We start from the raw sequence: 26,659 nt of genomic DNA on the forward strand, positions 1-26,659 counted from the left end.
AAGCTCAGGCGGTGGCCCCGTCTGGCCCCCCGGGCCCTGCACCTCCCGGCGCCCGGCATCGTATGCAAGGGCCAATCTTCACACGGCTACCGACTCGCCCTGCCCCTTCCTAGCGGTTTCTCGAACAGCCTTCCATCGTAACGGCTCCTCCGGCCCAATCCCGTTCTCCCGCCGCTTTTGGCCGCAGTCGCTGTTCCACTCCTCAGGGAAGGTAGGCCACTTGCACAGGCGTTCAGCCAAGCAATGCAACGGCGCCCAGATTGCTGTCATCATAAAAGCGATCTGGGTCTGAGCCGAGTTACTGCCTCGTCCACCAATCTCGTCCAGCGCTCGGGATGGGCCTAGCTCGGTTTCCTCGATATGTTGCGAAGGGGTATGAAACCCCTTACGAAGCCATTCGTGCTTATTGGGTGGCGGAACCTTGTCGATGCCTTCTTCCATGAAGGTACGTATGTATTGCCAAAGATTTTCTCCCGCTAGTTTGGGGCCAACCCATAGAACGTCCTCGCCCTTCCGTTCCGGATCTTCTTGATTCAACGGCGGCCAATACAGCACAAGGCCTCGCATCCGAAATTCCCCCCCGGCATTGTCTTGTCTGCGCTGGCGTGCGATCTTGTCATCGATTTCGTGGGGCTCCATCTCACGGGGCGCGCACCAACTTGGATGAGCCTGCACGCGATCCCAGTCAAGGACCACGTTACCACCATAACGACCTGGCCGAAGAACATAGACCTTACGCGTCGTGCGATTGAAGCGATAACGAGCACGAAGGTTAGTGAAAAAATTCGGCGTTATCTGTATTGGCCAAAAATATACGCCAAAGCCAATCGCACAACCAACGATCGCAGCCAAACAGAAAAATGCCACATCAAATGGCCCACCCTCTATGAGGTCCATCAACATAAAAGCTGTTGGAACCAATGAAACGGCGAGGTAAACGATCGATAGCAGAAACTCCAAAGAACGGTCCTCTTCACCAAGATTGGAAAGCTCTATAAAATGCTCGTTATAATCAAATATTGCCCTAGCAAAATTCAAGCTAGGATTTGCCCGAAGACGAACCACACTATCTCTTCCACTGGGAAAGTGAAATTGGGTATACTCATTTACATCGGCCACATATTCGACAGCCTCCTTCCTACCATGCCTTTTTTGATGGAGCCAAAAAGCTGATTCACAATCGAACACTTTGCGGCCTTCAAATCAATTTTCTCGCACGACAAATGAAACACCCCTGCCAGCTAGACTACCTCAATAGACATTAAAATGTGCAAAAGCCTAGTTAGCTCGTCACTTTCTCGCTTTGCTGACTACTCCGGCATTGGCAAAAGGTTTCCACCGCAACGGCTCCTCTGGTCCAATTCCATCCTCCCGTCGCCTCATCCCGCAATCACTGTTCCACTCGGTCGGAAACGTGAGCCATTTGCACAACCGTTCAGCCAAGCAATGCAATGGGGCCCAGATCACCGCCCCTACAAAGAGAGCTGTGTTTGTATCGAATCCTTGCCTCGTCCGCCTAGGTCGTCCAATGCTCTAGAGGGACCCAACGCGGCCTCCTCGACGTGCTGCGATGGGGAATGAAAGCCCTTGCGCAGCCATTCATGCTCATTGGGAGCCGGAACCTTATCGATGCCATCCTCCATGAATGTACGGATATACTGCCAGAGATTTTCCCCCGGTCGCTTCGGCCCAACCCAGAGCACGTCCTCGCCCAACCTGGCTCCAGAAAGAAGCGGTCCATATACTCGACGAAGGTCGAGTTGACCCTCAGTACACCATGCTCGTTCGGCGATCCGTGATCGGCAGTCTCGGATCCAAGTACTCTTCATCTTCGTAGGCATGTAGTGGAGGGTTTAGTTTGTATCGCGTCAGCCATCCGACGTACTGTCCCTCTTTCATATAGATCCTTACCACGACCCGCACCGCGTGTGTAGATCCCACATCGCCACCATAGGGCTTGCCATAATTAGCCAGAGACCACCCCACAGCAATGTTGATAAAACACCAACAACTGCCCACCTAATTCTCAGGTGGGGCAGATCTCCCTCGAAGGCCGCTTTTTCAACCGTGGATAACGGCTCTCTTCGATATGAATTAGGCCCATTGAAGGTCATTGCATCGCGCATTGCGAATGAATATTCAGGATATTTTCCACGACATTGCAACCACGCCGCCGCTCGCAGCCACCAATAACTCACAATTCCGTGAAAGCAAAAATAGCACCACGCGAACAAACCCCTCTTTAATCGAAAATCTCGATTGACAAGCCCACTCGATCCGACCCGGTCCTGCCAACATTGCTCGCATCTCATTAACTGGAGGTTGCGCAAGGACTGCCGGAACCCTATCCGCTCCAAAATCCATGTAGCGACGAATGAATTCCCATTGCCGTCCGCATTCATCTGGCAAACGTGAAAATGGAGCCAGGAGCGCGGATTCAACAATGGTTCGATTTGAATCGAGCTCTGCGAGCTGCAGCGTGTAAATGGTGGTCACACCCGCAGTCGAAAAGAGTTTTGCACGAAATATGAATGGGTACGACGAATCAAATTTCAGTGTACGCCGACCGATTTTCTTCCCACGCCAAACATAAACCTTACGAGCCTTGCGGCTGATGATCACCGGTGGCTTTATAGGGCTATTCACTACTCGATAAACGAGAATAGCGGGCCCGACTATAGTCGACAGCAAAACACTTATGACAACTGCTAGCACGCCAAACGGTGTCTCATCCGCAACAAGAGGCGGCAGAAACGTCACCGCTCCCAACACCATATAGCTGGATATGAAGATACCGATTGTCAGCCACATGCCCCCATCAAGGTTCATCTCACTATCGACGAAAGTCAGGTAAGCGGGGTTTATATCCTGAACTTGCTCATAAGCATCGGCTTCATGAGTCGCTTGGTCTTTCCCGCGGGGCAGTAGAAAACCCCACGCGCCGCTTTCAGGCGGGAGGCATTTCAATCCCTGCAGCTGTGCCTTTATATGGTCTCCGGACGCCCTCATATCCCCCTCATTCGCAAGTTTTCGAAGATCCGGCAAAAGCCTCATGCCAATTCAGAAGGTTTATCGCGTCATCGCCGCGTTCAAACCTTCAGCGTTACTCCAGCGCTTCGTGAAGTCCACCTCATCTGCCTTAGCCAGTTTGCCCTTGGCGTGATACACCATTGCAGTCATCACAGCGCCTGCCTGCACCGGCCGTCGCTCCGGCTCTCCAATGCCGGAATCGCTCTTCCAGGACTTGGGAAAGCGCGGCCAAGAGCAAGTGGATTGCGCCAGACCATGTCCGCCGATCATCAGCGGAGCATCGCCGATTCATGGGGTTCTTTCCAACTGAGAAAAACACACCCTCCCAAACAGCAGCAGATGGAGCGTCAGGCCATACCAGACCCAAACCGTGAGCAAGCAACTAAGTAGTATTAGCAACGCCACGGACGTCATCATGCTTTGCACGCCGAATCCAGGGTTGGCAAGTTCCAGGTAAGGCATCGTCAGCGCATAGACGCATCGGCCGGGAATAAATATACCTCGGCGGCACCTGTCTTATCTACGTGCCAGCGAAGTTGGCCCTCGATGTTCAACAGTTCGCAGGCCTTGGCAATGGCTCGGCGCCTGGCGCGTGCCCATTCGTACTCGCGACCGAACATGAAGCTCCTTGCCTGTTTCTGTCTCTCCGTGGCAATTTGGATCGAACAACATGCGAAGCGGTCGTCAAATCGGCCAACGCCCAAACCGCCAGCGTCAACGGTAAGATTCACGGACGCGGATCCACTTTAAGCAGCTGTCCCATCCGGCCCGAGACGATTTCTCCGCTCGGCATCGTACTCCAGAGCCATCCTCAGCGCACGTTCGCGGTAGGCAAGCAACTCATCCTCGCCTGCAGGCCCCCTCGCCTTAAGGTCGCCCGCATAGCGAGGCTCATATTGGACAAAAGGATCATCCGGATCGATAGCGCAGGCTGCCTCTACCTCTGCCGGCCAGACAGGGCGTTTGCATGTTTTCATGGCCAGATAGCGGAATAGCGCCCAAGGTAGCGTAATGAACAGCATCAGGATTCGCCAGATACCGGAAAACTGGCCGCTCACCTGCGTTATTACTGCATTCCGAAATGTCGGTTCTGTGCTGACCGTCATTGCCAGTGGTGGAAACGGTAGCGATTGCGGCCCATCCTCCATATACCTTCGAACCATTTCCCAATGTTCCAGGACCGCACCGCGACTGTTACTGCCGTCCATCCCGACCGCGAATGTATCGCGGACCATTCTTTGATCATCGAGGACGTGACAACGCAAATCGAACGTGAAATAAGTCTGTCCGCCCATAGCTGGCCCGGAACGCCCGATGAAGAAATAGGCGTCGTCCCAAGGCACGGTCAGAACACCTCCCGGACCATTGTGCCGAAAAACGTAGACTACTCTGTTCCTGCGATTGAAACGAATCGGGTAGTGCGTATAGCGGAAAAAATCTTTCAGCCAGATGACCTTTACAACGAATATTGCACACGAGATGCATATTATGGTGACGATCCAACTGAACGCAACCATTGCATCGCTGGGGTCCGATCCATCGTCACGCGGTGAATATATAGTGAATCCAAACAAACCAGCAAAGAACAGGGCCAAAAAAAAGAATGGAGTCCCGCCCATTGCAGCCCACCCGCGGCGCAAAAAAAACCTATCCATGTATTCGCAAAAAGTCGAATTCAAGCGGAGGAGTCCATGATCATTTGGAGGTAATTCCGCGGCGGGAGCTTTAGGATTCAAATGCTCCTCCTCCTCATAGTGATACAGCGGCCTATTTGATTTATACCGTGTGATCCAGCCTGCATATTCACCATCTCTCATTTACCTACTCCAATCAGGCTTTCATCATCGCCTCATAGGCGGACTCTTGTTCCTTCAAGTGCTTGAATCGTCCATGCCCATGGCGACCAAATGGCGACTTATCGAGCCAGATCTCTACCTTGTTGTCACGTATAACATTGATTAACCACTCACCCAACATGGAAAGCAGTGCAAGAGCAAGCAAGAGCAAGAATCCTAAGCCGGCACTTAGCAGCCCAAAAAGCATTAGACCGGCGATGATGCCTCCGGCGAGCGCTGAACTGATATAAAGTACCGCCATAGGAACGTCTCCGCGCATCACCGCCTGCCAACCCTTCCAAGCATCCAGCGCAGCGCCTAGGAAGCTGCCGACTGTGCCAATACATTTGCCAAAAAAAGCGACCAACGCGCCGCGCGTAGGAACCTGTGTCAGAAACACCCGAAACGGGCTAACAAGTGCGGTCTTTCCCCATCTAGTTCGCTCTAGCGCTTTTCCAAATAGTTCCACACCGCTCCCGGCCAAGCTGGTCAACGCACCGACGAGTTGAAGCTGCCTCTGCCCCATCGTTCCCTTCTTGGCATCAGGCATATCCGCGAACGCCTGCCAGACGTTCCAACCATCCAGAATCATCCCAGCCGCACCCAGGCCGATATCTAACTTGATCCCGTTTGCGGTCCGGCTGCGCAGCACAGATCTTAGCTGATCCTCTTTCAATAGCACGTTATCCAGCTCATCCAAGCTGGTACCGTTGAATATGCGTTTACTCTCTTCATCCCAGAAGACTGTCCAGTAGAACACGCGCCTGCCCCTAGCATTCCTCGCACCGGGGGCACGAGCTCGAGCGCCGGATCGCTCAGACAGTTCCACCCTAACGTGACGGTCCACCTGCCTCCGTAAGGCCTCACGGTCGACATTTGGACTCACTCGCGCCAACTCGTCAACGATGATGTGGGCAAGCTCTGCCTCCGATGCCCGAATCTTTAGTCGGTTTAGCGGTTTATTGGCGAGCAAACCGAGAAACGCCATCTGGCGATAGCGAACCGCAAGACTAACCGCTGCATCTCCAGCTTTTCCAGCGACTGCCCGACCGGAGCGCCCAAGCAAGGTGACGATAGGCCCTGCCACGCTGTAAGCCAAGCGCGCGACGCTTGTAAAGGCCCCCGCCAATTCATTCGCATGCCCCTTTTCCAGGACGTGGGCAAAGGCCTTGAATACATTGCTCCAAGCTCCAGGATTGCCAACTTCTAACTCTGCAGTCGCCGCCTTCTCCAATTTCTTAGCCGCCTCGGAGTTGTCAAGCACAAGTGCCCTCAGAACCGTGTTCTTGCGCTCCGTAAAGGCACCCTGCAGTTCCTTGAGAAGGATGTCAGATACCGGCTCAAGTCCAACAATGTCGTACAAGCAAGCCATGACCAGGCTGGTCATGGCTTCGCCACTCTTGATATCGGTATCATCGTGGTTGCAGGCCATTGCCTCACGATATGGTGTTCCTCCGTACCATGTCACAAAGCTCCGCGCGAGCGGCGCCAGTGTGTTCTTGGCGTACGCGTTCATATCGCGCTCGAGCTCCTTATCGAAGGCTTCCCGGTTAGGCTCGCTGTAATCGTTCAGATACTCCTTCCAAGCATTTCTGCGAGCGCGCCTCTCTTCATCCGGCGTCAGTGCCATCAGTCCATTCTGCGCCCATACCTTTTCCTCCAGGTCTGGGTCATAGGGAGTCGCAACCGGCATTCCATCGGCGTACGTGTAGACGGCAACGCTAGAAGTGTTTCGTTTGACTTGGAGCGCTTCCTGCACGGCCTGCTCTTCAATGGCATGGCGCATGCCCACGATGGTCGTGGATGTGGCGTGTTTCCAGTCTCGGCCCTTGTCGCGTTCGAATATTTCGACGCGCAAGCGCAGCAATTGAGCGGCCTCCAAAGCCAATCCGACTGGGTCGTCAACTGCCAACATTGGGGCAACCATTCCCATGCGCTTTGCTTGCGAGTTTGCCCAGTTGACAAGACCGGGCAGCTGTTCGCTCAAACCGTAAAATGCCTGTGGCGAGTGAGAAAATGCGGATGGTTGTCCCGCCATTTCGCTTGGATATGTGCCGCGCTTGCCTGCTTCGGGACGGGTCTCCTTGATCGTATAGCCTCCCTCGGACAAATGGCCACCTAGCTTTTCCAACGAATCGACGTGGCGGTGGCGTCCTCCTTTCCAAAGATCCAAACGGAGCTCGCGCATATGGCGCGCTCGCTCCCTGGCATCGGTATGCGCCTTCCATACACGTTTTGTCCACGGTGTATCTGAGAATCCGATCCAGATTCTTTCTGCGGAACTGGCATCGGGAACCATGATGCAACGAGCCAGATAGGGATGATCGGGTTCCCTCTGGCAACTGAATTCGATGGCTTCCTTGGGCGGCTGCAGCAACGCGTCAATGGTCTGCACCTTGTTGGTGTCCATCTTTTCCAGGACACTGTGCTTGATCTCGGTTGCAAAGGGGTACAGGTACCCTTTTTCCGTGACCACATAGGCATCCCAGCTGCCACGCTTTTCATTGCACACATAGAGGTAGCCGGGCCGCATGAGACGCAACGTATAGTGTTGCCCTGCCGGCAGTTCATTCTCTTGGACGCCGTGACCAAAGGGACCAGCAAGGCGTGGCGCCGGTTTGCCCTTGCCTATGTCATCGCGGGCGATCGCATACCGGACAGGCAAGATCGGCAGCCCTTTCTTTAGGCAGAATGGGCAACCGGCTTTGTTGTTCTTCGGAGTCGTACCAGATTGGGTCATGGTTGTCTCATTACGCTGTCGGCATTCGGCTGTTCAGCTCTTCCACCATACTGAGCCAAGCGGAATCGTCGAGGTCCGCACATGCGGCAGCATAGCTTCCCCTTTTGGTAGCTGCTTGCCCAAGACGTTCCAATAGCTGCGGATGATGGTGGATCTGCGGATGAAAGCGGACGGATTGAATGGCGCAAAACAGCCAATCCTCGCTATCGGTGAGCGCGAGGTCAGTACTGGCCTGGAGCAGCGCCGCATCGAGCCACTGAAACAACGCGTCGTTCTGCGATAGATCAGGCGCCAAAATCTCAAGTTCCGTCAGTGCCCGGTTCATTAGGGCCAGGCGCTCGAGCGTCGCCCACTGGTGCGGACGCAGGACCAATCGCTGGCCGGGACTGTATTGCGCGAGACGGCGACCGGTAATCCAGCCGCTGGATGCGGGCCACGACCAGACGCTGATCGGCCCGCAAAATTCCACATGCTGCTTGTCCGTCAATAACCATTGCAAGTGACGCATGACACGTGGGTCGTAATAGCGAAGCAGGTAACGCTGTCCATTGTCCTGTCGTGTCATCACCAGAAGGCGGCTGAGATGGGCGCTCAGCACTGATTTCTCGGCGTCGCTGTTGAGGAGACCGCAAAGATATGAGTCCCCCTGCTGTTCCCTCGCTTCTATACGACCCAGCAGGATAGCGCGTTGCGGCGCGGTCAGATCATTGAAACTTAATAGCAACGGCATGAACTCCGCCTGCACTTTCAATTCTGGAGGTGCCAGCCTGGTAACCGGAAGGTCTTCCCATTCCTCACGATCAAGGCGCAGCGGATTCAGCAGCCCGTAGGCGAAATCTGATAGCCACCGGTGAGAAAAGGCGGAGTGGCCAGCAGGCGTGTCAGCGGCGCCCTGCGCATTCCAGGACTCAGCGTGATTCATCAGGTGGCGATCTTGCACGGGCATAACTAGCGAGTCAGGACTGAATTGGAACGATGCCGGCACCGGTCGATTCAGCCCCCATCGTCTGATACTCGCACAAGGGTAGCTCGCCCTTGGGCAGGCTCGTATGTGGTTCACGCCCCCCAGGCCCCACAAACAAATGCTGCGCCCCCTTAAACGTAGTCATCCCCGGCGCATGCACCTCAATCGTGTTCCCGAGCACCCGGATCTGCGCCCCTGCCGCATTCAACAGCACATGCTCCTTCGCTTGGACATTGACCGCGCCCTGAGACGAGGACACCGTCACCAGCTTTTCCGCGGCAATACGACCCTGGCCCTGCAAGCTGGCAACACCCACCTTCCCGCTCGCCGCATGCATGGCAATCCCCGCCGCGGACTCACCCCCACCTTTGCCATGCGTAAACAAGCTCAGCCCATCAGCCACCGCCACCGACAGATTCCCACCCGCGGCCACATTGGCATCCTTCTGCGCCGCCACCGTCAGCTGCGTACCCGCAACCAGCACTGCATCGGCGGGCGTGGTTGCGGCGATGCCCTTGGGTGCTGACACCTGCAGGTGGGGCTCGTTATAGGCAGTGGCGCTGGCCTTGCCATCGGTTCCTGTTTCCGTATGGCGCAGCACTTCGGTGGTGTGCTTCAGCTTGGCGATGGCGGGCAGTTCGGCGGGAGCCGGTTCGTCCGGCAAGTCTGCCTTCTGCTTGCGCGCGACATCGGCCAGCGAGGTCAGCAGTTCGGCACTGGCTTCCACCTGCGTTGCAGCGCCCTCGCTGTCGAGCAAGGGCACATTGGTGCCGGCGCCGTGCGCGGTCAGCAGCATGCCTGCGCCGCCTCGCAAGGCGCCGCTGTCTGCGGTTTCCAGCACGGCGCCGTGACCGAGTGCTGCCTGGCGGGCATTGTCGCGTTGTTCAAGGTGGTGGCCCAGCGTCAGGGCTGAGGCCGCTTGCGTGGTGGATAGCAGTGTGCGGCTTTGTCCCGAGGTATCGTCGAAGACCAGCTGGTTGTAGCCGCCGGTACCGTCCTGGCTGTGGCCGAGGGCCTGGGTCTTGATGCCGGACAGGACCGCATTGTGGGCGTGGCCTTGCTGGCCGTCGGGCTTGCCGTTGCCGTCCTGCTTGCCATCGGCGGCCTCGTTGCTGCCGGCGAACCACGCCGGTGCGTTGCCGGTGGCGTTGGCAGCGCCGGTCTGGTCGATGGCGGTCTGTGCGCCGGTGACGGTGGGTCGCGGGTGTAGTTGCCGGCCTTGTCCGTCAAGCTGCTGCGGGCGGTATGGAAGCGTTGCCGGCACTACCGTAAATTGGTTGCGGTAGAACGGCACGTCCGCGGCGGACGACGTACTTTCGGCTGGCGCCGCAGTAGGCTGGCCTGTCCCGAGCAATTGATCGATGACGCCCCGGAAGCGCTCGTTCAGGTTGTTGCGGGCGGCATGCGTCACCGCCAGGACGACAAAGCGGCGCTCGTCGTCTCCTTGCACGCGCTCGTAGTCATAGTGGCCGGTCAGCACGAAGCGGCTGGCGGGCGCCAGCGTGCGCACGCTGCCCTCGCCAGAGAACGACAGGCGCCGGACTTCCAGCGCCTCCACCAGCTGCCGTGCATGGCGCTGCGCCTGGTCGCCGTCTTCGAACCAGTATTGGCCGGGATAGTCGGTGTCCTGCAGGGCCGGGGCAGCGGAATTGCCCTCGGCCGGCGCACCGGCCTCGGCGCTGCGCACCGCCTTGGCGCGGTAGTCCCAGCTGGCCACGGCGACGGCATTGGTCTGCAGCCTGCGCGCGCCTTGCCAGCGGTCGATCACGTCTTCGGCAGCGGTGGCATCGGCGCGGCCGAAGCGGATGCTGGCCTGTTCATTGTCCTGGAATACATCGTTGGCATCGGCGATCACCATGCGGTGCGTGCCGAGCGCCTCGCCGTCGCCGGCTTCATGTTCGAAGTAATAGAACAAGCCTTCTTCGGCGAGCAGGCGCGTCACGAAGTCGAAGTCGCTCTCTTCGTACTGCGTGACGATGCTGCGGCGCGGATAGGCCGAGGCGTCGCGCAGCGCCCAGCGCCACGCCGGCACCAGCTTGCCCTGGCCGTTGTAGTCGCCGAACACGCTGTCCACCACGTCGACCACCGACATGTCCTGGAACAGGAAGCTGTCGCGGCGGTGGCGCAGGAATGCCAGCCAGGGTTCCACCACCATCCGGTAGCGCGCCAGCCCACCATTGGCGCCCACGCGCTCGAAGCGCGTGACGTGGCCATGGAAGGGCCGCAGCGTGGTGCGGCTGCGCTGGGTCAGCAGGTCGATGCGCACGGCCTGGCCCAGCAGGCTTTGCGCCTCGATGCCGGCGTTATCCGATACCGCCGTCAGGTCGATGCGGAACCCGCCGCCGTCCCTGCAGCCGTCATGTGGCCCAGCAGATGCCCGTACATGCCGATACGATCTTGGAAGCTACGTGGCCGCTCAGTTGCAACGGCATCATCGGCGCTTCAAATTGGAGCGCACGAAGTTTGGCTAGCAGCCAGTCGCGCTCGTCGGGTTCCGCAGTCGCAGCGGCTACCTTGCCTTGCACTGCGTTGCGCTGCATTGCCACCACATCGCTGTTGGCCGCCAGGGCCGGCTCGGCACTCATGCCCGCTCCCGTGCAGTGCGAAGCGCCCCCGGATGCGCCACCAGTTCATGCTCCTGCGCCAAGCGCGCATCGGCCGTGACCAAGCGTTCGTCGAGTTCAGACCGCTGTGCCTCCAGCGCAGCCAGCCGCACTGCGGCCCGGCCCCCGGCGCGTTGGTCGCGCTGGAGCGCCGTTCAGTCAAACAGCCACCGACTCCCCTTGCGCTTTTCTACCGGTTTCACGAACAGCCTTCCATCGTAATGGCTCCTCCGGCCCAATCCCGTTCTCTCGTCGCTTTTGGCCGCAGTCGCTGTTCCATTCCTCCGGGAAGGTTGGCCACTTGCACAGGCGTTCAGCCAAGCAATGCAATGGGGCCCAGATTGCTGTCATCAAAAAAGTGATCTGCGTCTGAGCCGAGTTACTGCCTCGCCCTCCAATCTCGTCCAGCACTCGGGATGGGCCTAACTCGGTTTCCTCGATATGTTGCGACGGGGTATGAAACCCCTTACGAAGCCATTCGTGCTTATTGGGTGCTGGAACCTTTTCGATGCCCTCTTCCATGAAGGTACGTATATATTGCCAAAGATTTTCTCCCGCAAGTTTGGGGCCGACCCATAGCACATCCTCACCCTTCCGTTCCGGATCTTCGTGATTCAACGGCGGCCAATATAGCACAAGGCCTCGCATCCGAAATTCCCCCCCGGCATTGTCTTGTCGGCGCTGACGCGCATTCTTATCGTGGATTTCGTGAGGCTCCATCTCACGGGGCGCACACCAATTTGGATGAGCCTGCACGCGATCCCAGTCAAGGACCACGTTACCACCATAACGACCTGGCCGAAGAACATAGACCTTACGCGTCGTGCGATTGAAGCGATAACGAGCACGAAGGTTAGTGAAAAAATTCGGCGTGATCTGTATGGGCCAAAAATATACGCCAAAGCCAATCGCACAACCAACGATCGCAGCCAAACAAAAAAATGCCACATCAAATGTCCCGCCCTCTATGATGTCCATCAACATAAAAGCCGCCGGAATCAATGAAACGGCAAGGTAAAGAATCGATAGCAAAAACTCCAAAGATCTGTCCTCTTCACCGAAATTTGAAAGCTCTATAAAATGCTCGTTATAATCGAATATTGTTCTAACAAAATTCAACCCAGGTCTTACCAAAGATTTCGACTTATTGCTTTCATTCGGGAAATGCAACTCGGTACACTTATTTACATCAGCCACATATTCAACAGCCTCTTTCCTACCATTCCTATTTTGATACAGCCAAAAAGCTGACTCACAATCGAACACTTTTCGGCCTCCAAATTAATTCGCTCGCACGACAAATGAACGCTTCCGCTAGCTAGACTAATAGACATTAACACTATCCCAGCATGCAGAAGCTAGTTAGCTCATCACTGGCTCACTTTTCTGGCTACTTCCGGCATTGGCAACAGGTTTCCATCGTAACGGCTCCTCCGGCCCAATTCCATCCTCCCGCCGCCTCATCCCGCAATCACTGTTCCACTCGGTCGGAAACGTGGGCCATTTGCACAACCGCTCAGCCAAGCAATGCAATGGGGCCCAGATCATCGACCCTACAAAGAGAGTCTGTGTTTGTATCGAGTCCTTGCCTCGTCCGCCGAGGTCGTCCAATGCTCGAGAGGGGCCCAATTCGGTCTCCTCAACGTGCTGCGATGGAGAATGAAAACCTTTACGCAGCCACTCATACTCATTGGGAACCGGAACCTTATCGATGCCATCCTCCATGAATGTGCGGATATACTGCCAGAGATTTTCTCCCGATCGCTTCGGCCCCACCCAGAGCACGTCCTCGCCTTTTCGCTCGGGATCGCTAGGATCGAACGGTGGCCAATACAGCACCAGGCCACAAATGCGAAGTGTGCCTCCTGCATTTTCCTGACGACGCTGACGCGCGCACTTGTCATCGATCTCGTCGGGCTCCATCTCGCGCGGCGCACACCAGTTCGGGTGAGCCTGCACACGACTCCAATCGAGCACGACGTTGCCGCCGTAGCGGTCGGGGCGCAGAACATATACCTTACGGGTTGTTCGATTGAATCGGTAACGGGCACGAAGATGGGTAAAAAAATTCGGCCCAATCTGATGTGGCCACATCGCCCAACCAAACAAGAATGCCCCCAGAGGGGCAAACCAGACCACAACCGTCAAAATATCGAAGCTGAACTCAAAAGAGATATATGCAGCGCCACCAATACCCATCAAAACTGCAAACAATATGACGCACGCAAGCATAAACACAGTACCCCTATTCTCCTCCCCCATATTACTTAATTCGATGAAATGCTCATTATAATCCAGTAGCGTTCTACGCCAATTCAACATCGGCTTCTCAAAGCCCTTACCAGCTTGAGCAGGGGAAAACAATTTAGTATGCCGATTTATGTCGGCAACAAATTCAATCGCCCTTTTTGCACCGATCTTTTTTTTATAATTATGCAATCCCGCCTCAACATCAAACATAACTATCACCCAATCTATTAAATCTCTGATATCGCCTCTGCGAGCCCCTGCATCATCTTCTCTTCACTGACAAACGGAAGCTTCTTGCTACTTGCATGCCGAAATGGCTGTGCATTTAGCCAGTTGATCCATGCCTTTCCCTTTAAACCAGCTATTATCGCGGTTAGTGCGACGGAAACAATGGCGGTGATAAGGTTTACACGCGTCAACCAGATTGGCACTTTGTGAAACCCCGCACTCCAAAGAGTCCCGCCTATAGACACCACTCCCGACATTGCTCTGCCCACATAAGCCGCGGCAAGCTCCTTATTCCGCTCCTTAATAGCAACCACGCAGTCAACCGCATCCCAGACGACCACGACCACAGCTCCCGCTGCAACATATCTTGCAGCGACTCCTTTCAGACGAAGGAGTTCGTCTCCCGTTACAGCCGCAACGCCCGCACGATGAGTCTTATATGCCCAATCAGGCACTGTTTTAAAGAATGCCTTCTCATAGAAGTCCGTTCGAACTTCCTTAAGCGTACCAACGACGGATGCCAATGCTCCCGCTAGCTCCGTCATTGTCCGCATGTCGCGACGCGCATCAGCTCGACCAATCGCCGGAAAAATAGACAGCGCCGCAATTGCACAGACGGCATGCTTGATTCGCAATTCTTGCATGGCGCTATTTGCCCCACCTTCGCGAATTCTCGCCTCTATCCGACGCTGGATCGAATTGGCTTGCCTCAGCAGAGGTCGCTCAAGTGCCGCAGCTTGCTCTTGCTTAAGGAACGCCATCGCTTGAATGCCGAGTCCCCTCGCCAGTATCAGTGCCTGCCCCTGCGCGACAGCGTTTTCCATGCGGCTAGGCGCAAGCGCCTTTATCTTTCCCACAACTGCCGCAAACAATACCGCCGCCATGCTATCTTTAGCCGCCTTGCCAACTTTCACCAGCGCCTCTATACGCTGTCCAGGCTTCGCAGTGCCATCGGCTACAGTCTGCCATTCCTTCTCGATCTTCTCGGCGCTAGATAACGTTTTGCTCATGGACCCCAAGGCCGCCACCATGTCGGCATATGCCTTTTGAGTGCGGGCATTGTCCTTCGCTTCTTCAATAGCTTGACCGGGAACAGGCAAAGGATCGGCCAGTCGCTGCAACGCAGCGACCAACTCCTGGCTTACCTGAGCATTGTTCAGGCTCAGCATTCGCCAAACCAGATTCTTCTTACCGGGTGTAAAGGTGTCCAGGGCAGCATACCAGTCCCGCCCCCGGCTACTGTTGTCAAGCTGAAGCAGGATGGCGCACAACTGGCCGGCACAGCGCATACCGTCCCCCGATTCGATCGGAGCCGTCTCACTGTATCGTGCCAATGCATTGTCGATAAAGCTGTCGGCCTTTAGCCAGACGATCAGGTCGTCGGCAAGACGGTCCAGCAACTTATCGCGCTTCTCGATCTGTTTCTGGTGCAGTGCGTCGAATGCGTGCACGGCAGCCATGTCACAGTTCGCGGCAATCTTAGCGAGCGCGTCCTCGTTTGCCTTCTTTTCGATCTCGCCCCGTTCCGCGACGCGCGTGTCTATGTCCTTTTGGATCGCCTCTCGCCTGCGCCGATTTAGCTCCTGTACAGAGATCAACTCGTAGGTGCCGTCAGGCCGCGGCAGTCTTACGGGCATCGGACTGTCAGAACCGGGATAGTGTTCGCCCATCCGTTCATGCACGTCACGAAGGTTTTCGGTCTGACCGTCGTACGTCGAGATTACCTGTTTCTCCAGGGCCGCCCTGATCGTCTGTATACTGCGGCTTGCACTATCTTTCCATTCATTGCTGACCTTGTTGCTATCCGTCTCCTTCAACCAATCCATATAGGGAATGGCAGCGCTCAGGTGATGGAGGCTCAATTCCTGTGCAATGCCTATCGCATCCTCGCATGCTACGACGGCGCCGTTGTTGTCTAGCAGGAACTTACGAATTCCCTCAAGACGCGGCCCATGAGCCTCTGCGTAAGCAGGTTGTTTGACGTGGACGGTATGCGGTCCTATTGCCATCCCAACCACCGCTCCCGCGGCATTCTCTACGAAATGCTTGCCGTTGCGCAGTTCGTCGTAGCTGCCCCAACTGCGCTCACGTGGCGTAGCGCCCATTAGACCGAAGCACTGCTCATTTCCGAGGCGCTGCAATGACTCACTGCGAAGCGCGGCGTACTCAAGCACTTGCTTGTCAAGTGACAACGGCTCACAGGAATCCTTCTGCTGGGTGTTGCCACCCAGCCATGCTGCGACGTTGAGGCGCTGCATGTACTTTGCACGATTCGGCTCGAGCTCCTGCTTCAAATGGCGGGCGTCAACAGGATCGGGATGGAACATATACCACAATGCCGTCACCTTCTTGGCATCTTCCAGCCACACCAGGCTGTTGTTGGCCTGGCGCGCATCCCGTGCGCAGGCAACTTTTGGCGCAGCATTCTCCGGCAACATCACCGGAAATTCATTCAGATAACCATGTGGGTGAACTGCATAGCCTTTCCATTCCAGTTCACCCACGCGTTCAATGCACAAGTACAGAAAACCGGTGCGCAGCATGCGCACGACGTAACGGCCTGTCTTCAGCGGAACTCCGCCGGGGTTGGTTTGAAACTGCCCGCCGGGCGTATGGGCAGCAAGCAGTTCCATTCCCTCGGCTCTAGGACTGTATGCCGCTGCGTAGCGCGTAAACAGGATAGGCAGACCTTTGCGGTTGCATTGCTCGCACGGTGTAGCACACGTCATGGGCTTCTCGCTGTTCAATCGGACAGTTGCGCATTCAGCGCTTCAGCAAATCCTGTATCCGGGTCATTTCTGATTGTTGCAAGCACTCCGTCCAAGATGGACTTCCATCTTTCGTTGCGCCAGTCTACTGCGGGCGCTTCGCCCCGATAGCGCCAACTACACCAGACAAAGTCCTTCAAATCACGGCCCGCCAGGCCTAGGGTGTTTCCCATATCAAGTAGTGAGTTCATTTGCCTGCCGTCAAGCTGATCTTCAAGTCTGATGGCATCCATAGCAAGCCTTTGCCACACGAGATTGCCAGCCGACGCCCCGTGAGCGCATTGCCATTGTTCCTTCTGGAAAAGCTGATGAATCTCGTGGCCGCTCGTCGGTTTGGCTCCGGTATCTGAGCCATGTGCACACAACCAATGCGGATCAGCTGAATTCGTTAAGTCATCACCGATCAGTTGACCCAGGTCCATGGCCCCCCATGGCTGGACGATAGCCCACCACTGCCTGACTGGCCCCAGCCATCGCATTTGCTGATCGTGGGACAACCGGGGCCACACCCTTTGCATTACGCGAGGATCCTGATATCGAAAGAGTCTGGACGGCCCGCCGCCAGGTGGCATCTGCACCCCCAAAAGGGCAAAATGGTCGGCGACTGTTGTAATGGGCTGATCAGAGAAAAGAATGGCGCAGAGCGATATGCTCACCAGCCGCTTTTGGGACTGTTGCCACGTCAGTTCCAGCCACCGTGCAAGTTGCTCTTGAGCCTTGGCTTCTGCAAGCGACCCCGTACCTGACGGGGCAGGAAACATAGCGCTAGGCATGGGAACTAGACAAGGCGCGGAATCTTCACGCCCCTTGAAGTGACTGTCAGGAACAGCAATTCGCTGGCTTGCTTCAATGGGAAAGTGCGAAGTAAAGTCCTCGGCCAGCTCTGCTTCATTCCATCGATCAAGCAACAAGTATGCGCAGATAGATTCTCTGGGGCCTGCCTTGGAGGCCAGGTCGGCATAGGCTTTCGACAGCGACTTGCACAGCGCAATAAACTGGAACCGACGGGGACTCTCGGATTCCCCAAGATAGGACATCGGTGTTGACGGGAGGGGTTCTTGCATTTGGACCATATGACGTGCTAACGGGAAACAGAAGCTTCGCCGGCAGCGGCGCTATACGCCTCTTGTACATCGCAGCCTTTTAGGGTCCCATTCGGCATGGCATTACTATTGCCACTACCCCCCGGCCCCACAAACAAGTGCTGCGCCCCCTTAAACGTAGTCATCCCCCGCGCATGGACCTCAATCGTGTTCCCCAGCACCCGGATCTGCGCCCCCGCCGCATTCAACAGCACATGCTCCTTCGCCTGCACATTGACCGCTCCCTGGGACGAGGACACCGTCACCAGTTTTTCGGCGGCAATGCGGCTCTGTCCCTGCAAGCTGGCAACGCCCACCTTCCCGCTCGCCGCATGCATGGCAATCCCAGCCGCGGACTCACCCCCACCTTTGCCATGCGTAAACAAGCTCAGCCCATCCGCCACCGCCACCGACAGATTCCCACCCGCCGCCACATTGGCATCCTTTTGCGCCGCCACCGTCAGCTGCGTACCAGCGACCAGCACCGCATCGGCGGGCGTGGTTGCGGCGATGCCCTTGGGTGCTGACACCTGCAGGTGGGGCTCGTTATAGGCAGTGGCGCTGGCCTTGCCATCGGTTCCTGTTTCCGTATGGCGCAGCACTTCGGTGGTGTGCTTCAGCTTGGCGATGGCGGGCAGTTCGGCGGGAGCCGGTTCGTCCGGCAAGTCCGCCTTCTGTTTGCGCGCGACATCGGCCAGCGAGGTCAGCAGTTCGGCACTGGCTTCCACCTGCGTTGCAGCGCCCTCGCTGTCGAGCAAGGGCACATTGCTGCCGGCGCCGTGCGCGGTCAGCAGCATGCCTGCGCCGCCTCGCAAGGCGCCGCTGTCTGCGGTTTCCAGCGCGGCGCCGTGACCGAGTGCTGCCTGGCGGGCATTGTCGCGCTGCTCAAGGTGGTGGCCCAGCGTCAGGGCCGAAGCCGCTTGTGTGGTGGATAGCAGGGTGCGGCTTTGTCCCGAGGTATCGTCGAAGACCAGCTGGTTGTAGCCGCCGGTACCGTCCTGGCTGTGGCCGAGGGCCTGGGTCTTGATGCCGGACAGCACCGCATTGTGGGCGTGGCCTTGCTGGCCGTCGGGCTTGCCGTTGCCGTCCTGCTTGCCATCGGCGGCCTCGTTGCTGCCGGCGAACCACGCCGGTGCGTTGCCGGTGGCGTTGGCAGCGCCGGTCTGGTTCTGGTTGTACTGGGCGCTGGCCTGGCCGCGGCCGTTGTAGGCGGCGCCGATCACCACCGGGCGGTCGATGTCGCCATGCTGGAACTCCACCACCACTTCCTGGCCGACGCGCGGCAATGCCACGCCGCCCCAGTTCGCGCCGGCAACCGGGGTCGCTACACGCACCCAGGTGCCCAAACCGGCTTCGGCACGGGCGTTGTCGTCGCCCGCGGGATGAGCCAGCCGGCTGGCCGAGCGGGCGCCGCGTTGCCAGTGGAACTGGACCTTTACCCGATGGTCGCGGTCGGTATGCACGGGACCGTCGGTGCCGATGACGATGGCGGTCTGTGCGCCGGTGACGGTGGGTCGCGGGTGTAGTTGCCGGCCTTGTCCGTCAAGCTGCTGCGGGCGGTATGGAAGCTTTGCCGGCACTACCGTAAATTGGTTGCGGTAGAACGGCACGTCCGCGGCGGACGACGTACTTTCGGCTGGCGTCGCAGTAGGCTGGCCTGTCCCGAGCAATTGATCGATGACGTCCCTGAAGCGCTCGTTCAGGTTGTTGCGAGCCGCATGCGCCACCGCCAGGACGACAAAGCGGCGCTCGTCGTCTCCTTGGACGCGCTCGTAGTCATAATGGCCGGTCAGCACGAAGCGGCTGGCGGGCGCCAGCGTGCGCACGCTGCCCTCGCCAGAGAACGACAGGCGCCGGACTTCCAGCGCCTCCACCAGCTGCCGTGCATGGCGCTGCGCCTGGTCGCCGTCCTCGAACCAGTATTGGCCGGGATAGTCGGTGTCCTGCAGGGCCGGGGCAGCGGAATTGCCCTCGGCCGGCGCACCGGCTTCGGCGCTGCGCACCGCCTTGGCGCGATAGTCCCAGCTGGCCACGGCCACGGCATTGGTCTGCAGCCTGCGCGCGCCTTGCCAGCGGTCGATCACGTCTTCGGCAGCGGTGGCATCGGCGCGGCCGAAGCGGATGCTGGCCTGCTCATTGTCCTGGAAGACATCGTTGGCATCGGCGATCACCATGCGGTGCGTGCCGAGCGCCTCGCCGTCGCCGGCTTCATGTTCGAAGTAATAGAACAAGCCTTCTTCGGCGAGCAGGCGCGTCACGAAATCGAAGTCGCTCTCTTCGTACTGCGTGACGATGCTGCGGCGCGGATAGGACGAGGCGTCGCGCAGCGCCCAGCGCCACGCCGGCACCAGCTTGCCCTGGCCGTTGTAGTCGCCAAACACGCTGTCCACCACGTCGACCACCGACATGTCCTGGAACAGGAAGCTGTCGCGGCGGTGGCGCAGGAAGGCCAGCCAGGGCTCCACCACCATCCGGTAGCGCGCCAGCCCGCCGTTGGCGCCCACCCGCTCAAAGCGGGTAACGTGGCCATGGAAGGGCCGCAGCGTGGTGCGGCTGCGCTGGGTCAGCAGGTCGATGCGCACGGCCTGGCCAAGCAGGCTTTGCGCCTCGATGCCGGCGTTATCCGACACCGCCGTCAGTTCGATGCGGAACCCGCCGCCGTCCAGCTGCTCTGCCGCCTGCAGCTGCTCCGGCATCAGCGCGTCTTGCCCAAGGGGCGTCTGCAGGCGCAGCAAGCGGTTGGCCTGCGAGAAAGCGGCGCCAAGCAGTTTGGCCAGGTCGGTCGCTGAAACCATGAATTACTCCCGCGATGTCACGAGTCCGCGCATGCCGATATCAGCTGATGCGGTACTTGAACTCACCGTTCTTGCCCGTGGTGACCTTGATCTTGTCGACGCCGCCGCCCTCTGCCATGCGCACCAGCACGGTTTGCGCGATCTCCGGAAGCAGCGTCCCGTTCAGGATATGGTCGACCGCACGCGCACCGGCATCGACTTCGGTGCAGCGCGCCAGCACCGCCTCGACCAGCGCGTTGTCCCACTGGAATTCCGCCTGGTGGTTGGTGGCCACACGGTCGCGGATGCGGCCCAGCTTGAGCGTGATGATCTCCGCCAGCACGTCGTCCGGAATCGGGTAGTACGGCACTACCTTGGTACGTCCCAGGAAGGCCGGCTTGAAGGCCTTGTACAGCGTCGGTCGCAGCATCTCGGCCAGGGCGTCGGCGTCAGGCAGTTCCTCCGCGGGCTTGTTCAGGCAGGCCTGCATGATGGCCGACGAGCCGACATTCGACGTCAGGATGATGATGGTGTTGCGGAAGTCGATGGGCCGCCCCTCGGCATCGTCCATCTCGCCCTTGTCGAACACCTGGAAGAACATCTCCAGCACATCCGGGTGGGCCTTCTCGATCTCGTCCAGCAACACCACGCTGTAGGGATTGCGGCGCACGGCCTCGGTCAGCACGCCGCCCTCGCCATAACCGACATAGCCCGGCGGCGATCCCTTCAGCCCCGACACGCTGTGCGCTTCCTGGTACTCGCTCATGTTGATGGTGATGAGCTTGCGTTCGCCACCGTAGAGGATGTCTGCCAGCGCCAGCGCGGTTTCGGTCTTGCCCACGCCGGACGGGCCTGCGAACAGGAATACGCCGCGCGGCTTGTTGGGATCTTCCAGGTTCGCGGTGGCGGTGCGCACGCGCTGGGCGATTGCATCCAGCGCATGGTCCTGGCCGATCACGCGCGCGGCAAGCAAGGGCTTCAGGTTCAGCACCGTGCGCAGCTCGTCCTTGACCATGCGGCCGAGCGGAATCCCAGTCCATGCCGATACGATTTCGGAAACCACGTGCCCGTCTACCTGCAACGGCACCATCGGCGCTTCACCCTGGAGCGCACGAAGCTCGGCCAGCAGCCGGTCGAGTTCGTCGGGTTCCACAGCCGCCGCGGCTGCCTTGCGGTTGCCCTTGCGCGGCATTGCCACCACATCGCTGTTGGCGGCCATGGCCGGGGCGGCGGCTTCCGTCTCCGCATCGTTGCCCTGCTCTCGTGCCGTACGCAGTGCCTGGATGCGCGCCACCAGCTCGCGCTCCTGCGCCAGGCGCGCATCGGCGGCGGCCACGCGCTGCTCCAGTTCGGTACGCTGTGCTTCCAGCGTTGCCAGACGCTCCGCGTGCGCGGCGCCGACGCGTTGCTCGCGCTGCAGCGCGGCCAGTTCCACGGCCAGGCGCTCAAGTGCCTTGCGATCGTCCTCGATCGCACCTGGCGTGGCGTTCTGCCCCAGCGCCACCTTGGCGCAAGCGGTATCGAGCACGCTGACCGCCTTGTCCGGCAGTTGGCGGCCGCTGATGTAGCGATGCGACAGGCGCACCGCCTCGGTGATGGCTTCGTCCAGCACGCGCACGCCGAAATGGCGCTCCATCAGCGGAACCATGCCGCGCAGCATCGCTGCGGCCAGCGTCTCGCTGGGCTCGTCGACCTTGACCACCTGGAAGCGCCGCGCCAGGGCGGCGTCCTTCTCGAAGTACTTCTTGTACTCGCTCCAGGTGGTCGCGGCGATGGTCCGCAGCTCGCCGCGCGCCAGCGCCGGCTTGAGCAGGTTGGCGGCATCGTTCTGCCCGGCCTGACCGCCCGCGCCGATGATGGTATGGGCTTCGTCGATAAACAGGATGATGGGCTGCGGGCTCTTGCGGACTTCCTCGATCACGTTCTTCAGGCGATTCTCGAATTCGCCTTTCACGCTGGCACCGGCCTGCAGCAGCCCCATGTCGAGCGTACGCACGGTCACGCCTTGCAGCGGCGGCGGCACGTCGCCCACCGCAATACGCTGCGCAAGGCCTTCGACCACCGCGGTCTTGCCGACACCCGCCTCGCCGGTCAGGATCGGGTTGTTCTGCCGGCGCCGCATCAGGATGTCGATGACCTGGCGGATTTCGGCATCGCGCCCGATCACCGGGTCGATACGGCCATCGCGGGCGGACTGGGTCAGGTCGACGGTGAACTGGTCGAGCGCCGGCGTCGCGGTCAGCGCGGGCGCCGCCGTGGCACCGCTGGCGCTTGCCGTGGTCCCGCTGCCATCGGCGATGTCCACCGCCTGCTCCCGCTCTTCGGAACCGGCGGTCAGCTTGTCGAAATCATGCTTGAGGCGGTCCGCATCAAACTCCGCAAAGCGATGCGAGCCGCGTACTGCCAGCGGCGCCAGCGCCGGCTCTGTCAGCAAGGCCAGCAGCAGGTGGCCGGATCGGATGCGGGTCGTCTGGGAGTCGAGCGACGCGATCAGCCACGCATGTTCGAACAGCTTCGGCAGATAAGGCGAAAAAGCCGGCGTGCGCGTGTTGCCGTCCTTGAAGCGCGCGATTTCCGCTTCCAGGTCGCGCTGCAGCGCCGAGGCATCGATGCCACTGGCACGCACGGCCACCGAGAAATCGCTGCGCGCGTTTTCCAGCAACGCCAGGAACAGGTGCTCCAGGTCGACCTCATAGTTGCCGCGCGCCATGCACAGCGACGCGGCGCGCTCTGCGGCCTGCCGGCAGCTTGCATTCAGTTTGGCGATCAACGTCTTGAGGGGAATGGCCATGGCGGCTTGGGCTCCGGTAGGTGTGAATCGCGTTGGTGGCGCGCGTTAGTGGCGAAATCGGGACGAAAGCAAGGCTGTACTTAATGCACGGGCGCAAGCGTGTAGCGCGCATCGCTGCGGTGCTGGCGCGCGGGCCTGGTGCTGAGGAAGGTATCCCAGCCAAGCCTGCCGCTGCCCTCGGCGCCGAGCGCGCAGCCGGATACGTCGCTGGCGCGCAAGATCAGGCCGACTTCGTACTCCAGCGTCGCGCCGCACAGCACCGTCACCATCTTGCGCAAGGCCAGGGCGCCTTCGGCGCCGGGCAGGAAATTGCGATACTGTTCGCGGCCCAGCGGCCCCATCCAGATCCGCACGCGCAGGTCCCGCTGCCAGACGCGGGCCCCGGCAAGTGCGGTGGCACCCAGCAGGTTGTTGGTGCCGCCAAGCCGCGAATATTGTGATGGCGGCACCTGGTACCAGCCGCCGACGAACTGCTCCACGCGTACTTCAGCCTGGAAGTAGTCGGACAGCACCTGCTGCAAATAGGCGGCCGATACCGGCCGGTGGCGCGCGGCGGTGGCATACCCGGCCAGCGCTTCGTCATGCACGACCCCCGCCGTGGCTGACAGGCTACGCCGCATGGACTTGTCCGCCATGCCGGCCAGCGACAGCAGCAGTGGCAGGTAGTGCCGGTTGCGGTCGACTTCGTGCTGGAACGGCAGCCGGTACTTTTTCCACGCCTGGTAGAACAGCGCCGTCGCGCGATTGGAAAAGATATCGAAGAAGGCGCGTGCGGCGCGGTCGCGGCGCAGGGTTTCGCGCTCCGCCACGATCTCGGTGTAGTGCAGCGGCAGTGCGCCCTGCGCGCCCAGCATCCCGAAGAAGGTGGGAGTGATCGACACCTGGTCCAGCGCACCATCGGCCAGGGCCTGCGCAAAGGCCGCATCGCTTTCCAGTTCCCCATTCAGCGCCGTGGCGGCCTCGATGGACTGCAGCTCGCTCGGCGGGAATGACAGCGACAGTGTGTTGCGGAAGGCGACGCGCGTGGCCAGCACCTGCTCAGGTGTGCCGGCACCTTCGCGCGCATAGTGGAGCTCGAGCAACCGCACCGCCTGGAAGAACTCGTAGCGGTAGGGTTGCCGCAGCAGCGTGCGGATTACACCAGGATCGATTCGCCGCTGCGGGGTGCGCATCTTGCCAGTTCCTTGCCGCCGCGGCGCGATACCGCGACCAGCTGCACAAAGCTGTTCAGGTGGACATACAGGCCAAAGAAATGATCCATGACCCGGATAAAGCGATGCAGGCCGGTGCCGACGAAGGCATCCTCGTCCAGCGTCAGCTGGATCTCGAGCCCGCGCACAAAGGTGGCGAACGGCTTGCCGGCCAGCCACTGCGTCGTCGGCTTGTAGTCCAGGCCGACGATGCCTTCGATCTGCCGCGCCGAGATCGCGCTGCGCGGCAGGTCATGCAGGCGCAGCATCTCCTTGAGCGTGGCCAGGCCGTTCTGCACCAGGGACAGGTGATTCAGCGCCAGCAGCGAAACCAGCCGCCACTGCGACGAGCGCCCGCTGCTCAGCCGCATCGACGGCGTCGGCTTGCGCAGGAAGCTGATGCGGCGAGCGATCGAGCTGCCCTCCATGGTCAGGTCGCCATCGGGCTGCCCGAACGCCAGCAGCGCGGGCAGGTCGCGGTTGGTGCAGGTCACGCTCAGGCTCAGCGTTTCCGTGCGTGGGCTGGCGGGATCGAAGTCCGAGTCGACGATGGAGATTTCGGTCTCGAAGCCCGGGCTGCGTTCTGCTACCAGAGCATTGCGGCGGGCGATCCAGTAGTGTCCGGCGCTGCCCGGATCTTCGCCGTGGTGCAGAGAGTAGAACGGCCGGAACTCCACCACGTCATGACTGGCTGCGGTTTCGCGCACCAGTTGCACCTGGTCGATCGAATAGATCTCGAATCCGTGTGCGCGGCGGCTGTCGGCCACCACCGGATAAGCAGTGGCGGTATGTTCGATGCGGATCGGGTCGGCCTTTTGCCGGAACAGGTTGACCACCGGCGTGCAGTGCAGGCGCAGGTGAGCCGCGCCAAGCCCTTCAAGCAGACGCGCGGTGTTGCTGTCGCTGCGCACCTCGGTCAGTACCAGGTGCAGGGTCACGCGGCGCACAGCGCCACCGGGCAACAGCGCCCGCTGCACCGGATCCAGGTCAAGATCGAAGAAGTTGAATTTCTCGGCGAAGCCGAAATGCTCGCTCAGCAGGCGGTATGCGGGATGCGAGCGAGCGGGGGTGTCGATCAGCGCCTCTTCTGCGCCGAAACCCACTTCGCGCAGCGGCACCTGCTGCAGGCGCTTCCACACACCGGGGCGCTCTTCCACATACGCCGCGGCCACGTGCAGGAATAGCGCGTCCCCCAGGGCAGCAACGAATGACGGCTCGCCGTCCAGGTACACGCGCACCGCCTGGCGGCCCAGTGCATCGAAGCCGCCCTGCTCGCCCAGGTACTCCAGCTCGATCGAGATCGCGCCCGTTGCCCCCTTCGGCAAGTTCACCGTCGACGGCGCGGACACCGCCCGCTCAAAGCCGGCGGCAGCGACGCGCAACGGCAGGAAGGTCACGTCATAGGCTGTGCGGAAACGGCACTCCACCTTGCGAACCGGGCGCGTGGTCAGCAACGTGCCGCGCGGCACCGTGACCGGCGCGCTCAACTGCGCGGCCATGCCGACCACGTCGAAATGCGCAATCGAACAGGACGGAAACGGGCTCAGGTAGTGCGGATACAGCACCTCCAGCAGCGCTTCGGTGAATTCGGGATACTCGTCGTCGAGCTTCTTGCTGATGCGGGCGGACAGGAAGGCGAACGATTCGATCATCCGCTCGACGTGGGGATCGTCGCAGCCATCGGCCGACATTGCCAGGCGCGCCGCAATCTTGGGATAGCGCTCGGCAAAGTCGCGCGAATACCGGCGCAGGAAGGCCAGTTCGCGTTCGTAATATGGCAGCAAGTCTTCCATTCTGTGTGGCCGGTGGTGACACTAGTAAGGCGGATACGCAGCGATGAGTTCTGTGGCTCCGACGGCCAACCTGACCCGCCGCCGCGCTTCAGCCCCGCCCTCGCGTGACCGAATACTGCAGCGTCGATGGCTGCAGCATGGCATCGAAGCTGACCGGCTCGCGCGCGGGCCCCACCAGCAGCACCGCGCTGATGCCAAAGCACAGCACGCTGGTAGCCCGCTCGTTGACCGACAGCGCGACGTTGACGTTCTGCAAGCGCGGCTCATGGCGCTCGATTGCATTGCGCAACGACTGGCAGATGTACTGACGGTCATCGAAGCTGGCCAGGCTCAGCCCCGCGAAATCATTCAGCCCATAGGTCAGCAGCGACCGCCGGCATTCGGGCAAGCCGTTGAAATCGGCGTCCTCGTGGACGATGCGCGTATTCAGCAGCGACTCGATGTCGCGGGCAACCGTTGCCTTCAGCTCCTCCAGCGACAATTGCCGCAGCGCGCTAGGCAGCGGCGCGTGCGGCTCGTCGTCGAAGAGCTTGTCGAGCAGGCTGGGCTCAAAGCCTTTCATGGGCGTGAACAAGCAAAATGCCGCGGCAACGCTGCCGCGGCGAGGCTTG

At 59.7% G+C, this 26,659-nt stretch carries 15 protein-coding genes and 1 pseudogene; all 16 read right to left on the minus strand.

The window, feature by feature from the left end; genetic code table 11:
• Positions 1-78 precede the first annotated feature (78 nt).
• The 16 genes and pseudogenes from CBM2588_RS25790 to tssE all read right to left on the minus strand — a co-directional run bounded on the left by CBM2588_RS25790 (position 79) and on the right by tssE (position 26,610).
• Positions 79-1,188, minus strand: a complete 1,110-nt coding sequence (locus CBM2588_RS25790) for an MFS transporter (RefSeq protein WP_115683119.1) — start codon at positions 1,186-1,188, stop codon at positions 79-81.
• Positions 1,189-2,139: 951 nt separating this feature from the next.
• Entirely contained in the window at positions 2,140-3,054 is a 915-nt protein-coding gene (locus CBM2588_RS25795; protein WP_147298435.1) for a hypothetical protein, read from the minus strand.
• A 722-nt stretch (positions 3,055-3,776) separates the two neighbouring features.
• Positions 3,777-4,847, minus strand: coding sequence for a DUF6708 domain-containing protein (locus CBM2588_RS25800; RefSeq protein ID WP_147298436.1), 1,071 nt, complete (start codon positions 4,845-4,847; stop codon positions 3,777-3,779).
• Between the two features lie 13 nt (positions 4,848-4,860).
• Positions 4,861-7,605 (minus strand): T6SS effector BTH_I2691 family protein, encoded by a 2,745-nt coding sequence (locus tag CBM2588_RS25805; RefSeq protein WP_147298437.1) that lies wholly within the window; start codon positions 7,603-7,605, stop codon positions 4,861-4,863.
• A gap of 10 nt (positions 7,606-7,615) precedes the next feature.
• Complete coding sequence (locus CBM2588_RS25810) at positions 7,616-8,527, minus strand: DUF4123 domain-containing protein (protein WP_172583664.1); 912 nt, start codon at positions 8,525-8,527, stop codon at positions 7,616-7,618.
• Positions 8,528-8,561: 34 nt separating this feature from the next.
• Positions 8,562-10,916: pseudogene (locus CBM2588_RS25815) on the minus strand (type VI secretion system Vgr family protein); the annotation flags it as partial.
• A 10-nt stretch (positions 10,917-10,926) separates the two neighbouring features.
• The gene (locus tag CBM2588_RS25820) at positions 10,927-11,154 is read right to left on the minus strand and encodes a hypothetical protein (RefSeq protein ID WP_115683123.1); all 228 of its coding nucleotides are present in this window, start codon (positions 11,152-11,154) and stop codon (positions 10,927-10,929) included.
• Between the two features lie 177 nt (positions 11,155-11,331).
• Positions 11,332-12,438 carry an MFS transporter gene (locus tag CBM2588_RS25825; RefSeq protein ID WP_115683124.1) on the minus strand — a complete coding sequence of 369 codons (1,107 nt, stop codon included), beginning with the start codon at positions 12,436-12,438 and terminating at the stop codon, positions 11,332-11,334.
• Positions 12,439-12,534: 96 nt separating this feature from the next.
• Positions 12,535-13,632, minus strand: coding sequence for an MFS transporter (locus CBM2588_RS25830; protein WP_115683125.1), 1,098 nt, complete (start codon positions 13,630-13,632; stop codon positions 12,535-12,537).
• A gap of 17 nt (positions 13,633-13,649) precedes the next feature.
• Positions 13,650-16,379, minus strand: coding sequence for a T6SS effector BTH_I2691 family protein (locus CBM2588_RS25835; protein WP_115683733.1), 2,730 nt, complete (start codon positions 16,377-16,379; stop codon positions 13,650-13,652).
• A gap of 14 nt (positions 16,380-16,393) precedes the next feature.
• Entirely contained in the window at positions 16,394-17,482 is a 1,089-nt protein-coding gene (locus CBM2588_RS25840; RefSeq protein ID WP_172583665.1) for a DUF4123 domain-containing protein, read from the minus strand.
• 17 nt (positions 17,483-17,499) lie between these two features.
• A complete protein-coding gene (locus CBM2588_RS25845; protein ID WP_115683127.1) occupies positions 17,500-20,295 on the minus strand; it encodes a type VI secretion system Vgr family protein in 2,796 nt (931 codons plus the stop codon).
• Between the two features lie 40 nt (positions 20,296-20,335).
• Positions 20,336-23,065, minus strand: a complete 2,730-nt coding sequence (gene tssH / locus CBM2588_RS25850; RefSeq protein WP_115683128.1) for a type VI secretion system ATPase TssH — start codon at positions 23,063-23,065, stop codon at positions 20,336-20,338.
• An 80-nt stretch (positions 23,066-23,145) separates the two neighbouring features.
• Positions 23,146-24,237, minus strand: coding sequence for a type VI secretion system baseplate subunit TssG (gene tssG / locus CBM2588_RS25855; protein WP_115683129.1), 1,092 nt, complete (start codon positions 24,235-24,237; stop codon positions 23,146-23,148).
• The gene (gene tssF / locus CBM2588_RS25860; protein ID WP_115683130.1) at positions 24,201-26,048 is read right to left on the minus strand and encodes a type VI secretion system baseplate subunit TssF; all 1,848 of its coding nucleotides are present in this window, start codon (positions 26,046-26,048) and stop codon (positions 24,201-24,203) included. Before tssF ends, tssG begins: the two co-directional genes overlap by 37 nt.
• A gap of 88 nt (positions 26,049-26,136) precedes the next feature.
• Complete coding sequence (gene tssE / locus CBM2588_RS25865; protein WP_012355845.1) at positions 26,137-26,610, minus strand: type VI secretion system baseplate subunit TssE; 474 nt, start codon at positions 26,608-26,610, stop codon at positions 26,137-26,139.
• Between the last annotated feature and the right edge of the window lie 49 nt (positions 26,611-26,659).

It is taken from the genome of Cupriavidus taiwanensis, from assembly GCF_900250075.1.
GTDB classification, from domain to species: Bacteria; Pseudomonadota; Gammaproteobacteria; order Burkholderiales; family Burkholderiaceae; genus Cupriavidus; species Cupriavidus taiwanensis_C.

Bases quoted from the DNA above. Each gene is read 5' to 3' on its own strand.
- CBM2588_RS25810 (WP_172583664.1), bottom strand. From the start codon at position 8,527: ATGAATCACGCTGAGTCCTGGAATGCGCAGGGCGCCGCTGACACGCCT.
- CBM2588_RS25845 (WP_115683127.1), bottom strand. From the start codon at position 20,295: ATGGTTTCAGCGACCGACCTGGCCAAACTGCTTGGCGCCGCTTTCTCG.
- CBM2588_RS25800 (WP_147298436.1), bottom strand. From the start codon at position 4,847: ATGAGAGATGGTGAATATGCAGGCTGGATCACACGGTATAAATCAAAT.
- CBM2588_RS25835 (WP_115683733.1), bottom strand. From the start codon at position 16,379: ATGACGTGTGCTACACCGTGCGAGCAATGCAACCGCAAAGGTCTGCCT.
- CBM2588_RS25795 (WP_147298435.1), bottom strand. From the start codon at position 3,054: ATGAGGCTTTTGCCGGATCTTCGAAAACTTGCGAATGAGGGGGATATG.
- tssH (WP_115683128.1), bottom strand. From the start codon at position 23,065: ATGGCCATTCCCCTCAAGACGTTGATCGCCAAACTGAATGCAAGCTGC.
- CBM2588_RS25820 (WP_115683123.1), bottom strand. From the start codon at position 11,154: ATGAGTGCCGAGCCGGCCCTGGCGGCCAACAGCGATGTGGTGGCAATG.
- tssF (WP_115683130.1), bottom strand. From the start codon at position 26,048: ATGGAAGACTTGCTGCCATATTACGAACGCGAACTGGCCTTCCTGCGC.
- tssE (WP_012355845.1), bottom strand. From the start codon at position 26,610: ATGAAAGGCTTTGAGCCCAGCCTGCTCGACAAGCTCTTCGACGACGAG.
- CBM2588_RS25805 (WP_147298437.1), bottom strand. From the start codon at position 7,605: ATGACCCAATCTGGTACGACTCCGAAGAACAACAAAGCCGGTTGCCCA.
- CBM2588_RS25830 (WP_115683125.1), bottom strand. From the start codon at position 13,632: ATGTTTGATGTTGAGGCGGGATTGCATAATTATAAAAAAAAGATCGGT.
- tssG (WP_115683129.1), bottom strand. From the start codon at position 24,237: ATGCGCACCCCGCAGCGGCGAATCGATCCTGGTGTAATCCGCACGCTG.
- CBM2588_RS25840 (WP_172583665.1), bottom strand. From the start codon at position 17,482: ATGCAAGAACCCCTCCCGTCAACACCGATGTCCTATCTTGGGGAATCC.